This window comes from Enterococcus sp. AMC1252, from assembly GCF_058216515.1.
Map to the genome: position 1 here is coordinate 3,456,575 of NZ_CM177097.1, position 18,957 is coordinate 3,475,531.

Annotated in this window: 16 protein-coding genes and 1 pseudogene; 4 read left to right on the forward strand and 13 right to left on the reverse strand. The window is 35.6% G+C overall.

Features of this window, described 5'->3' with window-relative positions:
- Nucleotides 1–98: 98 nt before the first annotated feature.
- Genes dat through AC4BB5_RS16410 form a run of 3 tightly spaced genes read right to left on the reverse strand, consistent with a single transcriptional unit; the run spans nt 99 to nt 2,921 of the window.
- Nucleotides 99–962 (reverse strand): D-amino-acid transaminase, encoded by an 864-nt coding sequence (dat, locus tag AC4BB5_RS16400; RefSeq protein WP_490457129.1) that lies wholly within the window; start codon nt 960–962, stop codon nt 99–101.
- A gap of 2 nt (nt 963–964) precedes the next feature.
- The gene (locus AC4BB5_RS16405) at nt 965–2,182 is read right to left on the reverse strand and encodes an ABC transporter permease (protein WP_490457130.1); all 1,218 of its coding nucleotides are present in this window, start codon (nt 2,180–2,182) and stop codon (nt 965–967) included.
- Between the two features lies 1 nt (nt 2,183).
- A complete protein-coding gene (locus tag AC4BB5_RS16410) occupies nt 2,184–2,921 on the reverse strand; it encodes an ABC transporter ATP-binding protein (RefSeq protein ID WP_490457131.1) in 738 nt (245 codons plus the stop codon).
- A 120-nt stretch (nt 2,922–3,041) separates the two neighbouring features.
- On the opposite strand from AC4BB5_RS16410, the pseudogene AC4BB5_RS16415 reads away from it, so the two are divergent.
- From AC4BB5_RS16415 to AC4BB5_RS16425, 3 genes and pseudogenes are all read left to right on the forward strand, one after another.
- Nucleotides 3,042–3,485 (forward strand): annotated as a pseudogene (locus AC4BB5_RS16415) (HIT family protein); the annotation flags it as partial.
- Nucleotides 3,485–3,826, forward strand: a complete 342-nt coding sequence (locus AC4BB5_RS16420) for a YtxH domain-containing protein (RefSeq protein ID WP_490457132.1) — start codon at nt 3,485–3,487, stop codon at nt 3,824–3,826. The pseudogene AC4BB5_RS16415 and the gene AC4BB5_RS16420, both read left to right, overlap by 1 nt.
- Nucleotides 3,827–4,128: 302 nt before the next feature.
- On the forward strand, nt 4,129–5,160 hold the full coding sequence (locus AC4BB5_RS16425) for a peptidylprolyl isomerase (RefSeq protein WP_490457133.1): 1,032 nt from the start codon (nt 4,129–4,131) through the stop codon (nt 5,158–5,160).
- A gap of 97 nt (nt 5,161–5,257) precedes the next feature.
- Here AC4BB5_RS16425 and AC4BB5_RS16430 read toward each other — a convergent pair whose 3' ends face one another.
- The 8 genes from AC4BB5_RS16430 to AC4BB5_RS16465 form a co-directional block, all read right to left on the reverse strand.
- A complete protein-coding gene (locus AC4BB5_RS16430) occupies nt 5,258–6,115 on the reverse strand; it encodes a PhzF family phenazine biosynthesis protein (RefSeq protein ID WP_490457134.1) in 858 nt (285 codons plus the stop codon).
- 71 nt (nt 6,116–6,186) lie between these two features.
- On the reverse strand, nt 6,187–6,642 hold the full coding sequence (locus tag AC4BB5_RS16435; RefSeq protein WP_490457135.1) for an ASCH domain-containing protein: 456 nt from the start codon (nt 6,640–6,642) through the stop codon (nt 6,187–6,189).
- A gap of 18 nt (nt 6,643–6,660) precedes the next feature.
- Nucleotides 6,661–7,605, reverse strand: coding sequence for a 3'-5' exoribonuclease YhaM family protein (locus tag AC4BB5_RS16440; RefSeq protein WP_490457136.1), 945 nt, complete (start codon nt 7,603–7,605; stop codon nt 6,661–6,663).
- Between the two features lie 2 nt (nt 7,606–7,607).
- Nucleotides 7,608–10,304: an ATP-binding protein gene (locus AC4BB5_RS16445; protein ID WP_490457137.1), complete on the reverse strand. Its 2,697-nt coding sequence runs from the start codon at nt 10,302–10,304 to the stop codon at nt 7,608–7,610.
- Nucleotides 10,301–11,533, reverse strand: a complete 1,233-nt coding sequence (locus AC4BB5_RS16450; protein WP_490457138.1) for a metallophosphoesterase family protein — start codon at nt 11,531–11,533, stop codon at nt 10,301–10,303. Before AC4BB5_RS16450 ends, AC4BB5_RS16445 begins: the two co-directional genes overlap by 4 nt.
- A 170-nt stretch (nt 11,534–11,703) precedes the next feature.
- Entirely contained in the window at nt 11,704–12,834 is a 1,131-nt protein-coding gene (locus AC4BB5_RS16455; protein ID WP_490457139.1) for a metallophosphoesterase, read from the reverse strand.
- Nucleotides 12,827–13,696, reverse strand: a complete 870-nt coding sequence (locus AC4BB5_RS16460; RefSeq protein WP_490457140.1) for a phosphatidylserine decarboxylase — start codon at nt 13,694–13,696, stop codon at nt 12,827–12,829. The genes AC4BB5_RS16455 and AC4BB5_RS16460 overlap by 8 nt, the downstream gene beginning before the upstream one ends.
- 21 nt (nt 13,697–13,717) lie before the next feature.
- Nucleotides 13,718–14,323 carry a CDP-alcohol phosphatidyltransferase family protein gene (locus AC4BB5_RS16465; protein ID WP_490457141.1) on the reverse strand — a complete coding sequence of 202 codons (606 nt, stop codon included), beginning with the start codon at nt 14,321–14,323 and terminating at the stop codon, nt 13,718–13,720.
- Between the two features lie 284 nt (nt 14,324–14,607).
- Here AC4BB5_RS16465 and AC4BB5_RS16470 point away from each other — a divergent pair, with 284 nt between their 5' ends.
- Complete coding sequence (locus AC4BB5_RS16470; protein ID WP_490457142.1) at nt 14,608–16,128, forward strand: helix-turn-helix domain-containing protein; 1,521 nt, start codon at nt 14,608–14,610, stop codon at nt 16,126–16,128.
- Between the two features lie 87 nt (nt 16,129–16,215).
- Here the strand turns inward: AC4BB5_RS16470 and AC4BB5_RS16475 are convergent, their stop codons facing one another.
- A complete protein-coding gene (locus tag AC4BB5_RS16475; RefSeq protein WP_490457143.1) occupies nt 16,216–16,557 on the reverse strand; it encodes a YlbF/YmcA family competence regulator in 342 nt (113 codons plus the stop codon).
- 68 nt (nt 16,558–16,625) lie between these two features.
- Entirely contained in the window at nt 16,626–18,788 is a 2,163-nt protein-coding gene (locus tag AC4BB5_RS16480; protein ID WP_490457144.1) for a PBP1A family penicillin-binding protein, read from the reverse strand.
- Nucleotides 18,789–18,957: the final 169 nt, after the last annotated feature.

Genomic DNA, 18,957 nt, shown 5'->3' on the forward strand with positions numbered 1-18,957 from the left:
CTATCCTAACAACTTCTAATAATTATTTGCAGTAAGTATCATTTTAGCTTCCATAACGTTTAACGTCAAGCATCTCTCTTGTTCTTTTAATAGTCAAACTAATTTTCTGGTGTTCCACACACTGTGTCAACACTTGCAATATAAGCATTTAGTAACTGTTCAGTAATTTTTCCTGGCTTTCCCGTCCCCACGATATGATCATTTACTTTTACAACGGGTACGATTTCAGTTAATGATCCAGAAACAAAACATTCATCCGCTGTAAACAATTCTTCTTCATAAACGGCTTCTTCTTTAACCGGAATGCCCAGTTCTCTTGCTAACTCGATAATTTTCATTTTAGTGATTCCTGGTAAAATCAAATTTCCATCTGGATGCGTATAAACAGTCCCCTCTTTGACTACCCAGAAATTCGCTGCAGATGCTTCTGTCACTTTGTCATCACGGACAAGTACGGCATCATCAAACCCTTGACGGCGAGCCTCATCCAATGACAGCACATTACCCATTAAACTCAATGACTTGATATCACAATGTAACCAACGTGTATCAGGAACTACAGCTACTGTGATTCCTTCCTTCATTTTTTCCAAAGGGCGCTCATACGGTCTAATATTAGCTGTTAAGACCCCTTTGACTTTTTTAGGATCTGGCAGTGCATGATTTCTTGGTGAATCGATTCCTCTTGTTACTTGAAAATAAAGTTTTCCTTCTTTGATTCCTTCAATTTCAACTAATTTCTCCAAATTAGCAGTCAACTCTTCTTTTGTAAAGGGCACGTGCATTCTGATTTTTTCAGCACCGCTCCATAAACGATTTAAATGTTCTTTCACCATATACAAGTGGCCGTTATACACTCGAACGACTTCATATAGACCGTCACCGTATTGATAGCCGCGATCTTCAATATCGATTTTTACTTCTTCACGTTCAACGATTTGATTATTCCATAAAATATGCATGATTAAGCCTCCATCTTCTTCAAACGATAAGGAACATAAAATTTAGCAAACAACAACACTTCAATAATCAACGCCGCCACAACCATCACAGCTTCTTTAAAATCAGGTAACGCAACTATAACAAAGAGACTGAACAGAATCGCTGCAGCAAATAATAATACCGTTACAAGTTTACCCACAGCTTGTTTTTTTTGTCCATTTGGCACAGGATACAAATGTGTCATCACCATATAATCAAACTGTGTATAAATCGGAATCAACTGAAAACCAATCAAATAAACAAATAAAACCGATACACCCATTGAAATCCAAAATTCTTTTAAGAAAAATAAAATCACTCCAGCAACGAGCACCAAACGAACGAATAAACCACTATACTCAGAACCTCTCAAGAAACTACGAGCGTATAGATATAAGTAAGTGTTTTGGTTTGTTTTCTTGATTTTACTCAATAATGGATCAAGAAATTTCCGACGCTTCACACTGCTAGAAATTTCTGGTACATCTGTAAATAAGTGGATGAATTGATAAATTCGATGCATCCGATTTTTTTCTTTTTGAATCATCAGTTCCCAATCTAACGAGATATTTTGTTCTTTTTTATTTAATGCTACATAGAAAAATACAGCTTGCACCGCTGCGACAAAAGGTCCTGCTAACGGCGTAACATATAAACTAAGAGTGATTGCTACAAAACTTGTAACGAACCACAATGTAAACCACAGATAATACTCTTTTGAAGAAATTTGATATAACTCATATTTTTGTAAACGCAAATGACTCGCCTTTAAAATTCCCAACATCACAATAAAATAGAAAAATGTTGAAAAGGCCCATCCTGTCGAAACTACCACTAATGGCATCGACATACCACCCATTAAGAATAAAGCGACTAGCGGCAGCCAAAAAGAGTAACGAATCGCACGATTTAAATAACTATTCATCTCAAGTTCTTTCGGTAAAATAAAAACTTTATCTGCCTCCTCAGCTAATGTCGCAATACGGCCAATTTGTAGTAATACTAGCCAAAGAACTAAAATAATGGGTCTCCCCCAGACAAAATTGGCTGGTAGTGTTTTTAACACTTGAGAATAATAAAACCCCAGCCCGCCTAACAGAAAGACACAAACTAAAATAAAATGATCGTTAAACACGTAACGCATATATTTCATCATTTTTTTCAAATGGCGCGCTAAACGAATGCCAAAAAATCCAGACATACTACCCCACCTTTTCTTCTTTAGTTAATGCGATATAAATATCATCCAAAGAAGAACCTGGTAAACTAAATTCTTCACGCAATTCTTCCATCGAACCAACTGCTCGAACTTCTCCATCATGCAAGACCACAAAACGATCACAATACCGCTCTGCAGTGGCTAAAATATGAGTCGACATCAAAATTGCCGCTCCTTGATTACGCATTTCATCCATTAATTCTAATAAAGCATGAATCGCTAGTGGATCCAATCCTAAAAACGGTTCATCAATGATATATAAACTAGGTTCAATTAAAAAGGCACATAAAACCATCACCTTTTGTTTCATTCCTTTTGAAAAATTGGCTGGGAACCAATCTAACTTATTTTCTAATCGGAATGTTTTTAATAACGCATCTGCACGATTAAAAGCTTCCTCGATAGGAATATCATAAGCCATTGCAGTAATTTCAATATGCTCTCTTAATGTTAGTTCTTCATATAAGGAAGGCGTTTCTGGAATATAGCCGATTTTTTTACGGTAACTTTCTGGTTGTTGTCTCAACGTTTCTCCATCAATAGAAATTTTTCCTTTTTGTGGTGTTAATAAACCAATCACATTCTTGATCGTGGTACTCTTTCCTGCACCATTCAATCCTATCAAACCAACCATTTCACCAGATTTCACTTCAAAATTAATATCTTTTAAAACAGGGATATGACCGTAGCCTCCTGTTAAATGTTCAATTACTAAACTCATTTCTATACCTCCAACTATTTTTATCGTGAATCTATTATACCACGAACTTTTTGAAGGTTTCATGAACTTTTCCTCCCAAATAAATTTCAAGGTATGGTAAAGTAAAAGAAACAGCAAAAAGAAAGAAGGGAAACCATGACAGACTGTATTTTTTGTAAAATCATCAATCAAGAAATTCCAAGTTATAAAGTTTATGAAGATGATAAGGTTTATGCCTTTTTAGACATTACTCAAGTAACTAAAGGCCACACTTTACTCATTCCTAAAGAACATGTAACAGATATTTTTGAGTATGAACCAACTCTTGCAGGCGAAGTGTTTGCACGTGTTCCTAAAGTAGCACGTGCTTTAGAAAAAGCTTTTCCAGAAATGGACGGTCTAAATATCATCAACAATAATAAAGAACTCGCTTATCAATCTGTTTTTCACTCTCATATTCATTTAATACCGCGTTATGGAAAAACAGATGACTTCTCTATTCATTTTGGAAATAATCAAGGGCGCTATTCTTCTGATGAAATGCAGACAATAGCTGAAAAAATCATGAAGCAGGTGGAACAATAATGGGTAAATTTTCTAAGGGAATTCTATTTGGCGCAATCGTTGGTGCTGCCAGCGGCTTGCTTTTTGCCCCCCGAAGCGGCAAAGCAACTCGGCAAAAATTTGTCGATGAATTAGAAGACTGGTCTGATTTGAAAGAAGATTTCACTGAAAAACTTGATCAATTCAAGGAATCAGCACAAGCACTACAAGCTGCTGCTGATACGTACATTGAGCCTTTTATTGACGGTATCAATCAAGATGTTGAAAATTTCATGTTTCAAGCAGAACCAAGATTAGATCAAATTCAAGAACAAGTTGAAAAAATCCAATCAGAACTACCTGAGATGCCTGAAGAAATTTAAAACTAAATCGAGGATAAAATGAAAATATATTGTATTTTGTCCTCGATTTATTTATTTTAATTTAAATAATCACTTGTTTTTGCTAAGTTCATCGTAATTATTTACTTATTCAGACAGGTGTATCCAACTAAATTTTCTAGAAATACTCATTTTTATAGATGAAATTGTGTCCTAAATTCGAAAATTCTTTGAAACTATCGCTTACGTATTTCTTTTATGAAACATAGTGTGGTATAGTTATAACCGTGAGAAATTATTTCTACATAATAAAAAATAAAACAAACTTAGGAGTGCTTACGAAAATGAAGAAAAAATTAATTTTAGCCGCAGCCGGCGTATTCAGTATCTTTGCATTAGCCGCTTGTTCAGGCGGATCACAAGAAATCGCAACAATGAAAGGCGGAACAATCTCTGTTGAAGATTTCTACAATCAAACAAAAGCAAGCCAACAAAGTCAACAAACAGTACAACAAATGATTATTTTTAAAGTATTTGATCAAAAATACGGAAAAGATGTTTCAGACAAAGATGTTCAAGCTAAATTTGACGAAAGCAAGAAAAGCATCACAGATCAAGGTGGAAACTTTGAAGAACAATTAAAAGGTGCTGGTCTTACAGAAAAAACCTATAAAGAACAAATCAAACAAAGCCTTGCTTATCAAGCAGGAATCAAAGCGCACATCAAAATTAATGATGAAGATTTAAAAACTGCTTGGGAAACATTCCATCCAGAAGTAGAAGCACAAGTTATTCAAGTTGCTACTGAAGATGAAGCAAAAGAAATCAAAAAACAATTGAATGACGGCGGCGACTTTGCAAAAATCGCGAAAGAAAAATCAACTGACGAAACAACTAAAAAAGATGGCGGTAAAGTGAAATTTGATTCTCAAACAGCTACAATTGCTGAACCAGTAAAAACAGCTGCTTTCAAATTAAAAGACGGTGAAGTTTCTGAACCGATCCAAGCAACTGACGCAACTGGTTACCAATCAACATTCACTATCGTAAAAATGGTGAAAAACAAAGCAAAAGGCAACGACATGGCTCCTTACAAAAAAGAGTTGAAGAAAATTGCTGAAGAAGCAAAACAAAACGATCAAGCATTTGTCCAAAAAGTTACTTCTGATGTTTTAAAAGAAGCAAATGTTAAAATCAAAGACAAAGCATTCGATCAAGTATTAGCAGGTTTAGTTGAAACAAAAGATTCTGAAAAATCAAGTGATTCTTCTAAGAAAGAAGAAAAAGAATCCTCTTCTAAAGAAAAAGATTCTAAATCAAGTGACTCTGAAAAATCTAAAGAATCTTCAAGTAAAACAGAAGATTCTTCTAAATAATTCAATGTATGACAAAAAAGGAGTTGGCAATCAAGCCAGCTCCTTTTTTTCATACATTGAAAATAAATCAATCATGACGAGTGATCATTTTTTATCTTCACTCACTATCTTTTATATTTAAACACTTAGTCTCACAATAATAACCTGTACCACCCACATAAACTTTTTCTATATCCCCTTCACTATTGGCTACTAGTTTAACTAATATTTTGGACGGAGAATGTAAAGAATAACCTTGTTCAAATACATAAACTTCTTTTTTCAAGTAGTGCTGTTTATAAAGGTAGCTCGCTAATGCACCGTTTGAAGTTCCCGTTGCTGCTTCTTCATTGATATCATATAGTGGAGCAAAATTTCTGCATATAATTCGATCGTCATCAAAAGTATATAGATGCATTCCGACAACATTATAATTCTTGCTGATTTCTTTAATTTTTTCAAAATTAGGATGCAGCGCATGCAATTGTTTTTCGCTTTGTATAGGAATCAAAATGTCTTTTAAACCCGTTGAAACAATTTGAATCGGGTATTTATTGTCGATCGTTTTACTGTCAAAGCAGTCAATAAACTCGTTTGAAGGTATGACATCATAGAATGTCGGTTTATTTTGTTCCATGAATATGATGTCATCTTTTATTGTAATAGTAAGGACACCGCTGTTCGTTTCAATTGTATAGCTATTCTTAAAAAGTTTATTTAAATGCATCAATATCGCGAAAGAGCCGATTGTGGCATGCCCACATAAATCAACTTCTTCTTTTGGTGTAAAATACTCAAATTTATAATCAGCAATTTCAGATTCTGATATAAACGCTGTTTCTGCATAACCTAGTTGTTTGGCAATCGCCATTTTTTGAGTAGAGGACAAAGTATACTCATTCAATACCACTCCTGCTTTATTTCCACCTTTATGATTCTTGCTGAATGCACTTGCTACATAAACGGATATTTTCATAAGACACCTACCTGACTAACTTAAAATAAATTTTAGCCTAGAACGCACTACGTATAAATTTACTATATAGCCTATTTTTGAAAAACCAATTCAAAAAGTTCATATACGATCAACATATCCTCAGAAAAATTTTGCCCATGCTTTTCTAACTCTCTCTCAAAAAAAGGTTGGTGTACACTACGCCAATAATTCAATGTACGATCCCCTTCTCCTTCAAGATAACCATGAACCTCTGATACTTGAGAGTACGGAAGAATATCTACCACCTTTGTGCAAATAATCGCTTGTGCTTGCTCCTCACCGTCTAGCAGCACACTGTAACTATCCACTGTAGGAACTTGTGCTTGCTCGATTTCATATAAAGCATATAACGATGACGTTCCAGTCTTTTCGCCTTTAAGAACATGTTCTAACAGCTCATCCGCCATTTCTGATGAATTACCAAAGGCCCATACCTCATAAGTATCATGTGAAACTGAATATTGAGAGTTGAATTGTGACCATAAATCTACTGCTGATTGGTTCATTTTGTTCTCCTAGTCTACTTAAATATCTTTTGGCACATAAAAGCTACGATTGTCTAATCCAAAAATTCGATCTGTATATTGACCTGGCTCGGTTTGACGTACTGAACCCAACATCATTTGGATAGACGCATCGATATTATCGATTTGATGAAGTACCTCAGCTTCCATAATTCGTGGGCGAACTGGGGAACCATATTCTAATAAACCATGATGAGCTAAAACCATATGACGCAGCACGATCACATCTTCATCGTTTTCATCGATTTTCAGCGCAATACATGCTTTCGTGATTTCTTCATCTACAAGAACTAAATGACCAATCAAATTTCCCGCTAATGTATACTCTGTTGTCATAGCACCAGAAAGTTCTTTCACCTTACCTAAATCATGTAAAATGATCCCTGAATAAAGCAACGCCGCATTCAATTCATTGTATTCCGTACAAATTGCTTTTCCTAGACGAAGCATGGACACTGTATGATATGCCAACCCATTCGCAAATGCATGATGATTTCTTTTCGCAGCTGGATAATCAAAAAATTCTTTCTGATATTGTGTTAATAAATAACGAACAATACGTTGCCAATGCGCATTGGTGATTTCAAAAACGATTTGATTGATTTCTTCAACCATATCTTCTCTTTTCAAAGGCGCTCGTTCCATATATAGTGTTGGCTGACTAGGTTCATCTGGACGTGCAACGCGCATATGAATAATCTTTACTTGGGGATTTCCTTGGTAAACTTCCCTTTTCCCATTCAATAGAATAACATTTCCTGCTGTAAATCTGCTGATTTCTTCTTCTGACGCATCCCAATATTTTCCATCAATCGTCCCTGACGTATCTTGGAAAGTGAAGGCAATAAATTTTTTGCCATTTTTTGCCATACGAATATCAGCATTTTTAATCAAAAGAAATAATTCAAATGTTTCATCTACAGTTAATTCACGAATTTTTTTCATACTTATGCTCCTTCTAATTCCATAATCGGTTGTTTCAACTCTTTATAATAGCTTACCATTTCTTGGTCAGAAGAAAAACAGATGACTTGCTGATGTTCAGAAAAAACAGCAAAAAGTTGTGCTAATTGTTCTTTTCTTTGGCTATCATAATGTAGCCAACCATCATCAATCATAATTGGGCACAAACTACGATGTTCCTGTATATAAAGAAAAGCAAATCGAACCGCCATGATAACTTGATCTCTTGTCCCAGTGGATAAATCGTGTAGCATAAACTGTTGCTGATCTGCACGTACAACAACCAATTGCTCTTCCTGTAATCGAATCGACCGATAGGTATTTTGTGTCAAAAGTTTGAAGTAATCAGTCGCTTTTTTTAACAAATTCGGTAATTGCTTTTCTGATAGTTCTGTTAAAAGATCCATCAATAATTGACCAGCTAATTGATTAGCAGACCAAATTAAAGCAAGTTCTTCGATCTCAGTTGTCAACTCAGCACGTTTTTGATAAAGCTCATCTAGTGTACCATCAGATAACATTTGTTGGCGCTGATAAAGGATTTTTTGCTCTTTTTCTTGTAACTGTTGAATATTCTCATCTAGTTCATTAAGTGTTTGTGCTAACTCCATTTGTCTGGATGGCAGTAACTGAGGATCACTTGATTCTGGATACAATCCTACTAACATCCCTTGTAATTCTTGTTTTCGTTTATGGTTTGCGTTGGATTCTTGATAGCTTTTGATCTTATTTGGAATCTCATTTATAGAAGCTATCTGGAAATGATGCAATAGTGGTCTAGCATGATCGATCACTTGCTGTTGCTTTTCTTTAACTTCTCGAATCGTCTGGCGCGTATAGGCATCCGCTTGATACTCTTGGGCAAAACGAATTTTTTCCATCTTATCAGCAAAATTACTGATCACACGAATTCTCTCTGCTAACGAAGTTCCAGCTATTGGCAAACGTGCTGTATAACGCTCCGTCTGCTCAGCTAACTTAGTCATTCGTTTCTGATCTTTTTTCAGCTGATTTTCCAGCTCTTGATTTGTGTTAAGTAAAATCAAATAGCGGGTAATATCTGTACGATGAGCTAGCCAAAACTCAACTTGATCCATACGACCTAAATGGTTTTCTTTCACTTTTTGAGCAATATATTGAGACATTTCTTTTTCTTCTTCATTAATTTTTTTGATTTCTGCTTTTATTTTTAATAGTTGATCATTTAAATAATCCAATTGAGATAGCTTTTCCTGCCATTGTCTCTTTTCACCTTCATAGGTATCTTTTGCTTGATAAAATAGTGGGAGTAAGCCCGCAATCAAAAATCCTGCACTCAGCAAGAATATTCCGTACTTAAGCGGTGCAGGTAAAAAGAAACTCAATAAGAAGCTGATTCCTGCCACTCCGCAAAAAAATAAATTGACTGTTTTTTTAGTTTGTCGATGGTTCTTTCGGAACATTTCTTTATTAATCGTTTCAAAAGTACTTAAATTTTCTTCACGAGTTGCAATTTCTTCTTCTAACAACCTCAAATCAGTCTGTTTTGTTTGTAATTTGACTGTCCGTGCGACCATCTCATCTCTCAACTCATTAACAGCTTGCTCCTCAAACGTTAACTGCGGCGGCATCTCTGAGTCCCAACCCCACTGTTTTTCTAAAGGAAACATTTCTTGTTTATTTTGCTGTAAAGATTGAGTCATCCAATTGATCTCAGAAAGTAATTTATCGATCTCATATCGCTGATTAAGCAATTGCTGAATATGACCTTCTTCTTTTAAGTAAAACTGATAATCATCTGTCTGTTCTTCCGTCTCACTTTGGGCAGCAATCTGCTGGTTCAAACGAGCCAACTCTTCACTCAAAAAACGATGCTGCTGATAAATTGATAGTAAGGTCTCTTTTTCCTCAGACTTTAAGACAGTCATCGCTTTTGTATGTTCAATAGATTGTAATTCTTCATACAAAGGTAAATTCATTACTTGCTTTTCAACGAGTACCAGCTGAGTCTTTATTTCCTGCACTGCTTGACGTTTTTCTGATATCATCAGTTCTATATCTGCCAGTTCAGTGGTCAATTGTTTAAAGGGGCGTTCCTGCTGCTCTTTTTCGTTGATTTTTTGCTGTAATCTTTGATACGCATTCAGCTTTTGGTTTAATGGCGGCTGACTTCCTTTGCCTTTGTAAACTACTTGAGCTCGTTTGAAATAGTCTTCTCTACTGACTAACAACTGCTGACTCCCAGATAAACCCAAAGATAGTAACGATGTTTGTAATTCTTCTTCACTCAATTTTTCTAGCTGACTAAGCTGTTCTTGTTGAAAGGTGAAGACCGACTGAAATAACTCTTTAGTCAAAGGATGAAGCATCTTCTCCAGCGTTGCATCGTCCCCTATTTGATCATTAAAATAGACTTTCGCTTGTCCTTTATTTTGGCCTTTGAAACGTTCGACTTGGACTTCTCCATAAATTGGATGAGAAAACCACAAGCGTCCGCCGTAAGCTGCACCGTTTTTCGGTTGATAGTCTTTTTTACGCTTGCCCTTAGGAGGAAAGCCAAAAAGCATCGCTTGAATAAATTGATATATTGTTGATTTACCCGCTTCATTTGCCCCAAAAAATAATTGGTTTTTTGGTAAAAATTCTATTTTATGCTGTTGCCATTTGCCAAATCCAACAAGTTCTATTGCAATGAGTTTCATGACTGATCCTCCTGAATAACAAAATCTGCTTTGATCTTCTGATCTGCTTGCTCAATACTGCGCTCACGCCATTCTTCATTTATTTTTACAATAGAAGAAAACAATGGATTTTGTATTAGTTCTTGCAGCGTATTTGAAAAAATCTCTGGTTGTAAATAGTTACGTTCCAATTGCTTCAACAACTCGGGATCAGCGGTGATCATTACTTTTCTATCTGAATCATCAATCATCACATCTACTTGGAATAAAAACAATGATTGATTTGTCTGCTGTAATAAGGTTGTTTGTAGATATTGAAGTAACTCACCATTGTCATATGATATTCGGAATTCTTCACCTAGTTGTTCTGTATCAGTCAACTTGATTTCCTTTAAAATCAATTGTTCGTGGTTTGTTTTCTCCTTTATAAGAAGCTCAGTAAGAAAACTCAACGCTTCCTGCAGACTTTTAACTGGTCTCAGTGAATACTTCTCCACCTGCCAAGTGACTTGGGCAACTGGTTCAAAATGAACTGTCGCATGCCCTGGTTCTATTGAAACGATTGCAACGCCTTGAACAGTTCGTTCTTTTTTTGTATGTCCCTGAGGTGTTCCTGGGTATACGATCAAAGGATCTGCACTCACTATTTGAGGTTGGTGGATATGGCCTAATGCCCAATAGTCATATCCTTTTGTTTTCATCTCACTAAACGAAAATGGCGCATAATTCTGCTGTTCATTATTCGTCGTATCACCATGATAAATCCCGATATGCAAATCTGCTGCTACGTCTTTTGTAGGGAAAGCCGATAATTTATCATCATTGATCCATGGATGTTCATAACTAAAACCCGAGACTGCAACTTTTTCTTGATTCTTCGTCATAAAATAATGTGTTTCGACTTGCTCACCTTGAAAAAGAATCATATTTTTGGGAAAATCGAACCAATAACGCTCTGCCACATAATAATCGTGATTGCCAAATGACATGATCACAGGAATTTTTGCTTGCTCCAAACGTTTCATTTCATCAATAAAATATGCTTGTGTTCGGATCGATGTTCGACTTTGATGAAAGGTATCTCCAGCCAAAATAACTGCATCTACTTGATTTTTTAGTGCTATATCAACAATCTCTGTGACTACTTTAGAATTGGCTTGCTGTAATTTTTCAAAGATTTGTTTTGAACTATTTTTTAGGCCTTCAAAAGACCGATCCAGATGTAAATCCGCCGTATGCAATACTTTCATTAGATCCTCCTATTCGCCCTAATTCTTTTCCTTAATCATATCATTTTATTTAGAAACGGTCAGTAAAAATATACGAAAATTTGTTCGTTTTCTATTTTTTTGAGGATATAAAATAAAAGAGACCGAAATCCAACTCTGTGAGTTTTATTCCAGCCTCTATTCGCTCATACTTATTCTGTTGTAATCTCTATTTGAACGATCTCGCTTTGAGTACCGATTCGCATTGGCGGACCCCACGTGCCGACACCTGAGGACACGATAACTTGCGGGCTTTGTTTATTTTTACGGTAATAGCCATAATCTACAGTAAAATAAGCCTTTGTTACTAAATTAAACGGAAAAATCTGTCCTTGATGCGTATGTCCTGAAAGAATCAACTCGTTAGCTTGATCATATTCATCAATGTTTGATGGCTGATGATCTAAGATGATCGTTGGTAGTTGATTGCCAACTTTCCTAAATTGTTCTTGAAGATTTTTTCTATTACCATCTTGTGAACCGATTGGCCGGCTATCTTTTCTGCCAACTATTAAAATTTCTTCACCAACAACGGTCATTTCATCTTCTAGTAAAATAATGTCTGATGCTTCAACCAGCGACTTCATCTTTTCAAAGGTTCCCCCAGCATCATGATTCCCCCAACACATATATGTTCCATACTTGGAAGAAAGCCGTTTGAATTGTTTCTGTATACCTAATGTATCCTGTACTGCTTTATAATTTCCATCAAACAAATCACCAGAAATAAAAACGATATCTGGATGCATTTGATTGATTTTTGTTACGATTTTTTCTAGCTTCTTCACGTCATTAACATAGCCTAAATGCAGATCACTAATTAATACAGCTTTTATTTTGTTCGTTTTATTGGTTGCAATTTTGTCGATTGTTACTCGATAATTCACTGTTTTGATTTGCTGAGCTTGCCACGATCCATAACAAAATAAAATGATAATCAGCATCGTTGCAACTAGCCAGACATTTAAAGCAGCCTTTGATTGAAGCAAAGTAATCTTCTCTGTGATCTTTAAAATCAAATCGGTCAAACCAAAAAGGACTAATGACAAAAACCAGAATGACAACCAGTAACTGCCGATTTTCCCAATCCAGCTGCCCACATTAGTATCAAATAATAGCATCGTCAGTATCGATGTGATTGCAAACAAACCAATAATCACCCACAAAATCAGTGGATGTTTAAAGAATGCCAATTGTTCTAATATGGAGAGAAGTTTTCTACCTATGTAAAAATTCCCTAGAAAAAACAACGCTCCAATAATTAAAAATGCTACCTTATTCATGCGTTTCCTCCATTTTACAACCAAAAATTTGACCAAATTTCATGATCGTTTCAAGATTATTTTCAGTGTTAAACCAAATTTCAGAATCAATCCTTACTTGGTTTTTCTGAAATAATAAAATCACCGTGGAACCACCAAATTCAAACCAGCCTTTTTTCTCAAAACGCTGACAATTCCCTGACTCTTTTAGATTTTTGATCTTTCCTACCATCAAAGCGCCCACTTCAATTTGAGCCATTTTCCCAAAATTTTGCGTCTCAATAACGGTAATCTCTCTTGCATTATTAGAAAACACGGGCTCATTATGAATCGCGATCGGTTGAACCGTATGAAAAACACCCGCTATTTTTTTGTGTTCAATAATGGCCCCGTCATCAATATAATAATAGTGATGGTAATCATCCGGAGTTAAACGAAAAATGACAGCACAGCCGCCTTGCCACTCTGCAGCAAGGGATGTGCTATCAAGTAACTCTGAAAGATTATATTCTGAATGTTTTACTTTGAATGTTTGCTTTTCTTCAATTGGAAAAGCTGTTACTTTACCATCACAAGGTGCACTCAATTGAGTGATCTCTTGAGACAATGGTCGAGCACTTGATTTGATTTCCCGCATAAAAAAGTGGTTAAACGAAGGATAATCTACTAACTCATATTCATCCATTTGGATCGTATTTTTCTTAATGAAAGGTTTGATCATTCCTTTTGACAGTGAGCTATTTAAATAAACGCCAGAAATTTTTGTAATTGGCGGCTGGATGATTCCCTTTAACAAAAATCTCCCCATTGGATTTTTATATAAAAAATTTAATATCCAACTATCACCTTCAGTAATAGCCTTCGTTTTGAAGCGCTTCTCCATCGATTTACCCCTTTGACAAATTTAGCGAACAAAAAAAGCCACTACAGCTCCTACAAATGCTCCGAAAGCTAGCTTTCTAGGATCGACTTTTTTGATTTTCACTTTTGAAATAAACAAGAACCCGATAATCAACAATGCCGCTGGATAAACCAACGTAATAGCAATGTGCATTCGTCCTGCAATAAAAAATAACAATGGAATCAATGCCGCACTACTCGTTACTGGCAACCCTTCGTAATATTCACGACTACCTTCCGAATGTTCTTTTCTTTCCATTTCAGTCACATTATAATGTGCTAAACGAATCAATGCAGCTAAAATATAAAATACAAATAATGGCAAATAAATTCCCTGGGTAAGTCCTGAGGCGTACCCTAAAACTGTTGGGAATACCCCAAAACTAATCAAATCAGCTAATGAATCAATTTGAATGCCGTAGCACATCTCACTTTTTGTACGCTCTTTAAGGTTAGCAACTAATCCATCGAACATATCACAAATGCCTGAAAGTACTAGGCAAAAAACAGCTTCAACAATGTGTTGCGTAAGAGCCAAGTACATACCAACCATAGAAAAAATTGCATTTCCATACGTTAAAATAACTGTGTAATCATAGATACCAATCATGCTTTTTGTTCCCCAATTCTTTTTTCGTTTAGTATTACTATATCATTAAAGTTAGATTAGTTGGGACATTTTTTCAGATTTTAAGCTTTTTTTGATGACATGTACATTGAGTGTATGCCACTCACCTTCCCTCTATAGAATATATTTGTGTTACCTTAGAGCATCCCTTAACAAACCTATATATGATGAATGCTTTCTTAGCATCCCATGGTAGCTTTATGTTATTATGTATCCAGAAATACATGTGTTGGAAGGACGTGTTTAGCTATATGGAACATCTCTTCATGAAGAGAAACGAGCAACTCCGTTTTGAATTGTTAAAACAATTGATTTTCCATGATGAAGGCCTTAATGCACAAGAAATCGCTGAAATGTTCGATATATCAACTAACGTTGTTTATCGCCAACTCGCCCACTTACTTGATGATTTATCTAATGTTTTTGAGCCAAATGACGTAGGTTTGCTCAAATATCAACTTCATTATTTCATTAAAGTCGATGATTCTTTAAAGTCAGGCTTAGTTATTGACTCTATGAGACTCTACTATATTAAAATCTCTCAGCGCTTTTCTATCCTTAATGCTGTTCTATACAAATACTACGACTCGGTTGAATCATTAGCTCAAGAATTAAACCTAAGTGCTTCTCACACCTATAAAAATTTAAAATTGTTAAATAAGGCGTTGGAAGCTTTTACCATAAAACTTTCCTTTCCTTCTACAAATCATCAGTCAAATATTGAAGGTGAAGAACAAAATGTTCGTTTGTTACTATTCATGGTTTATTGGACTATTTTTAAAGGCATTGAGTGGCCATTTAGAAAAAAGCCAAATGCTTATTTTAGAGAATTGACATTTCCAATCAATCATCAATTATTATCTCCTTCACAAATGGCTAGATTAGAGTATTGGCAAACGGTCACTTATTGGCGAATTACTTATAGATCTCAACTATTGATAATTCCTGATTCATTTAAAGAATATTTGCTTTTATTTGAAACTAACCATCCGACTGCGTTTCCTGATAGCATAAAAAAGAAGATCCCTTCTAAAGAAATTTTGATTGGAGAAGAGCTTTTCTTTGGATTTATCTCACGTTTTTTTATTGCAAATATCGACTCGAATCAGGAGATGGCAAATATTACGCGGCGGGCAATCAACTCAAAACTACCTCTAACAGAGTTGACTAGCCAGATGTTAAATCAATTATTGGCACATTATCATTTGGAAGTAGACCAAGACGTATATGCTGTTAATTATTATTTATTATTGATTAATGTTATTTTTCTTTATTTTCTAGGAATTGATGTAAATGAATTTTTAAATAATGAAAATAACCCTTTGGTTCATTCCCGTTCCACTTCTAGCTTTGCAGCTTCTGAAGAACAACTAACACATTTCACAAGTGACATCTTAACTAATTCTACTGAGTTAAAACACTGTATCACGCCAGGCTTTATTGCCAGTATGACGAAGTTATTCTATACCATTCTTAGGAATTCTCAAAAGAGTACTAAATTGAAAATTTTTATTCAGTTTTCAACTAATTCTCACACGTACACCTTGCTCTGTACAACTTTGTTTAAAATATTTGGTTCTGAAACGCTTGAATTTACTCTTAACATTGAGCAAGCAGATATTATTATTTCAGACTGTTTTGAAACGAGTAGTAATAGCAGTGATTTATTTTACTTTGAGCATCCTTATGATTCTTTAGCTTGGCAACATCTTATTTTGTTCATTAGTAAGAAGCTTTATCAACAGGAGCAATTACTGCCTCATGAAAGTAATATTTTTTTTAATTAAAACAAAATAAAACAAGGACTAAATAAACGCAATCCTTCATTTTGAGGGATAGGTTTATCTAGTCCTTGTTTTTACTTATTTTATTTCTTAATCATTATAAAGATCACGAATCGGCGTCATGATGATACGATTCAAATCATTCACAATCAAACTAAATGCTTGTTCTTTTTGCATCAGTTGATTGATCACTTCTGCTTTTTGAACTTCAGTTGCTAATGCTTGGGCTTTCTCGGCATCTTCTTCTGAAAATTCTTCTCCGCGCATTTGTTTTTCTTGTAATCCTTGTTGGAATGTTTGAAATTCTTTAAATAATTTGTATGCCTCTTCATCTGCTTTTACTTCATCGTAAGCATGTTCCAACGCTTTAAATTCCTCTAATTCACGGATTTCGCGTTCTACTTGATTGGCTGTATCATAAATATTGCTCATTCAATCTCCCTCGTTTCTATAAATTTTTCTCTTTGATTGTACCATTCTTTGATTTGTTTTCAAACCGATTATTGTCCTGTCAAACCACCGAAGAAGTCCTTCAAACCATTTTTCGCATTATCCCAGCCTTCTTTGAGTTTACCGCCAATATCTTTAGCCCCTTCTTTGACCTGGCCACCAATTTCTTTGACACTGTCTTTCCAAGCATCGGTATTTTCATTGGTTGGCACTTCACTTGCTGGCTGTACGACACCACCAGTTGCATAGGCATCTGCTACAGTAAAGGGTGTTTGGGCTGTATAAGGTAAAATCCCTTGTGTTTGGCTGCTGAAAACAGTCGAAGCGTGCGTAGCACTGCTACCTTGTAAATAATGACTTGCACTTGTTTGTTCAAAACCTAACCATGTCGCAACGACCACATCTGGTGTATAGCCAACAACCCATTGGTCATTCGTTTTATCTGTATCAAAATTGGTTTCTGTGGTTCCAGTTTTCCCAGCCATAACATAACCTGATGGATCAGCGTTCATCCCAGTTCCTGAACTAAATACGCCTAAAAGCATACTCGTCATTTGATCTGCGGTATCTTTTGTGATGATTTGTTTCGTTTTAGCAGTGGTATTATCTTCGATCACAGCTCCTGTAGAATCGACGATTTTTGTAATCAAATGAGCCTCTGGTTGAACCCCACCATTCGCAAAAGCACTATAAGCATTCGCCATCGTTAACGGAGAAACACCAGTCTTCAAGCCACCGAGTGCTAAACCATAATATTTATCCTCTTTGGCCAAAGGAATACCGAATTTTTCTGTTTTTTCAAAGCCTTTATCTAAGCCAATTTTATGCAATGTCCAAACAGCAGGTAAATTCAAGCTTTCACCTAAAGCTTGGTACATAGTTACTTCACCACTGTTCGTTCGGCTATAGTTTTCAGCAGGGTAATAATCTTGCGGCTTATCTTCTAAGATGCTGTTTGGTTTCATCCCAGATTCTAATGCTGGTGTATAAACAGAAATTGGTTTCAAAGATGAACCTGGTGAACGTTTTGTTTGAGTCGCAAAGTTAAAGCCACGATATACATGCTCCCCACGTCCACCAACAACACCTTGCACACCGCCAGTTTTTGGATCAAGTGCAACGGAGCCACTTTGAACCATTGCGCCATCTTCAGCATTTGGCGGAAATAAGGCATCGTTAGCGTAGGTTTGTTCCATCGCTTTTTGATAGTTTTGGTCTAATGCTGTATAGATTTTATAGCCTTTATTCAATAGATCTTCTTCTTTTAATCCATATTTATTGACTGCTTCATCAATGACAGCATCAAAATAATATGGATATCTGTAATCAGAATTTTGATCAGAATAATTGTCATTCAATATACTACCCATATCAACACCAGCTTGAGCATCGGCTTCGCCTTGAGATAATTTGCCATTATCTACCATCAACTGTAAAACCGTATTACGACGATTGACTGCATTCTCAATATAATCAAGCGGATTATAAATCCCAGGTCCTTTCAGCATACCGACTAAAGTTGCCGCTTCACCGACTGACAACTCGCTCGCACTGACACCAAAATATTTATGAGACGCATCTTCAATCCCCCAAACCCCATTACCAAAGTATGAATTATTCAGATACATTTCTAAAATCTGCTGTTTATCGTATTTTTTCTCGATTTCGATTGCTAAGAATAATTCCCTCGCTTTACGTGTCATCGTTTGTTCTTGTGTGAGGTAGGCATTTTTGGCTAACTGCTGAGTGATCGTACTCCCCCCACCACCACCGCCAATCATACCAAAACTTAGTTTCCCTACAACTGCTCGGAAAAGTCCTTTGATATCATAGCCATGGTGTTTTTCAAAATTTCGATCTTCCGTTGAGATTAGGGCATCTTTCACATATGGAGAGATTTGATCTATAGTGACAAATGTCCCTTTTTGACCAAATAATTTTCCTGCTTCATCACTATTTTTATCATAAATAACAGTAGATTCTTCCAGCCCTTTTTTTAGTGCCCCTACATTTGCTGACTTAGCTAATGTAAATAAGTAAATACTGGCCACTAAAACCACGACCATCCCTAAAAGCAAAATAATTTTATTGATCTGATATTTTTTCCATATTCGCTTACGCCAGTGATGAAAACGAACAAGATGCGGTTTGATCCAAGCCCAGAAGCTTTGGAAACCAGATTTTATTTTTCCCATAATTGTTTTAAAGTCCATAGTGCTCCCTCTTTATATAAAAGTTTCTAAGCTATTTTAACATAGATTGCGTTTATTATTCATACGCCTTTAGCATGAATCATACACTGAAATTTTGTTTCTGACTATTTTAACACGTTTTTCTTTTGTTTTTATGTAGAAAAGCTTAAGAATCTATCAAGAAATTTAG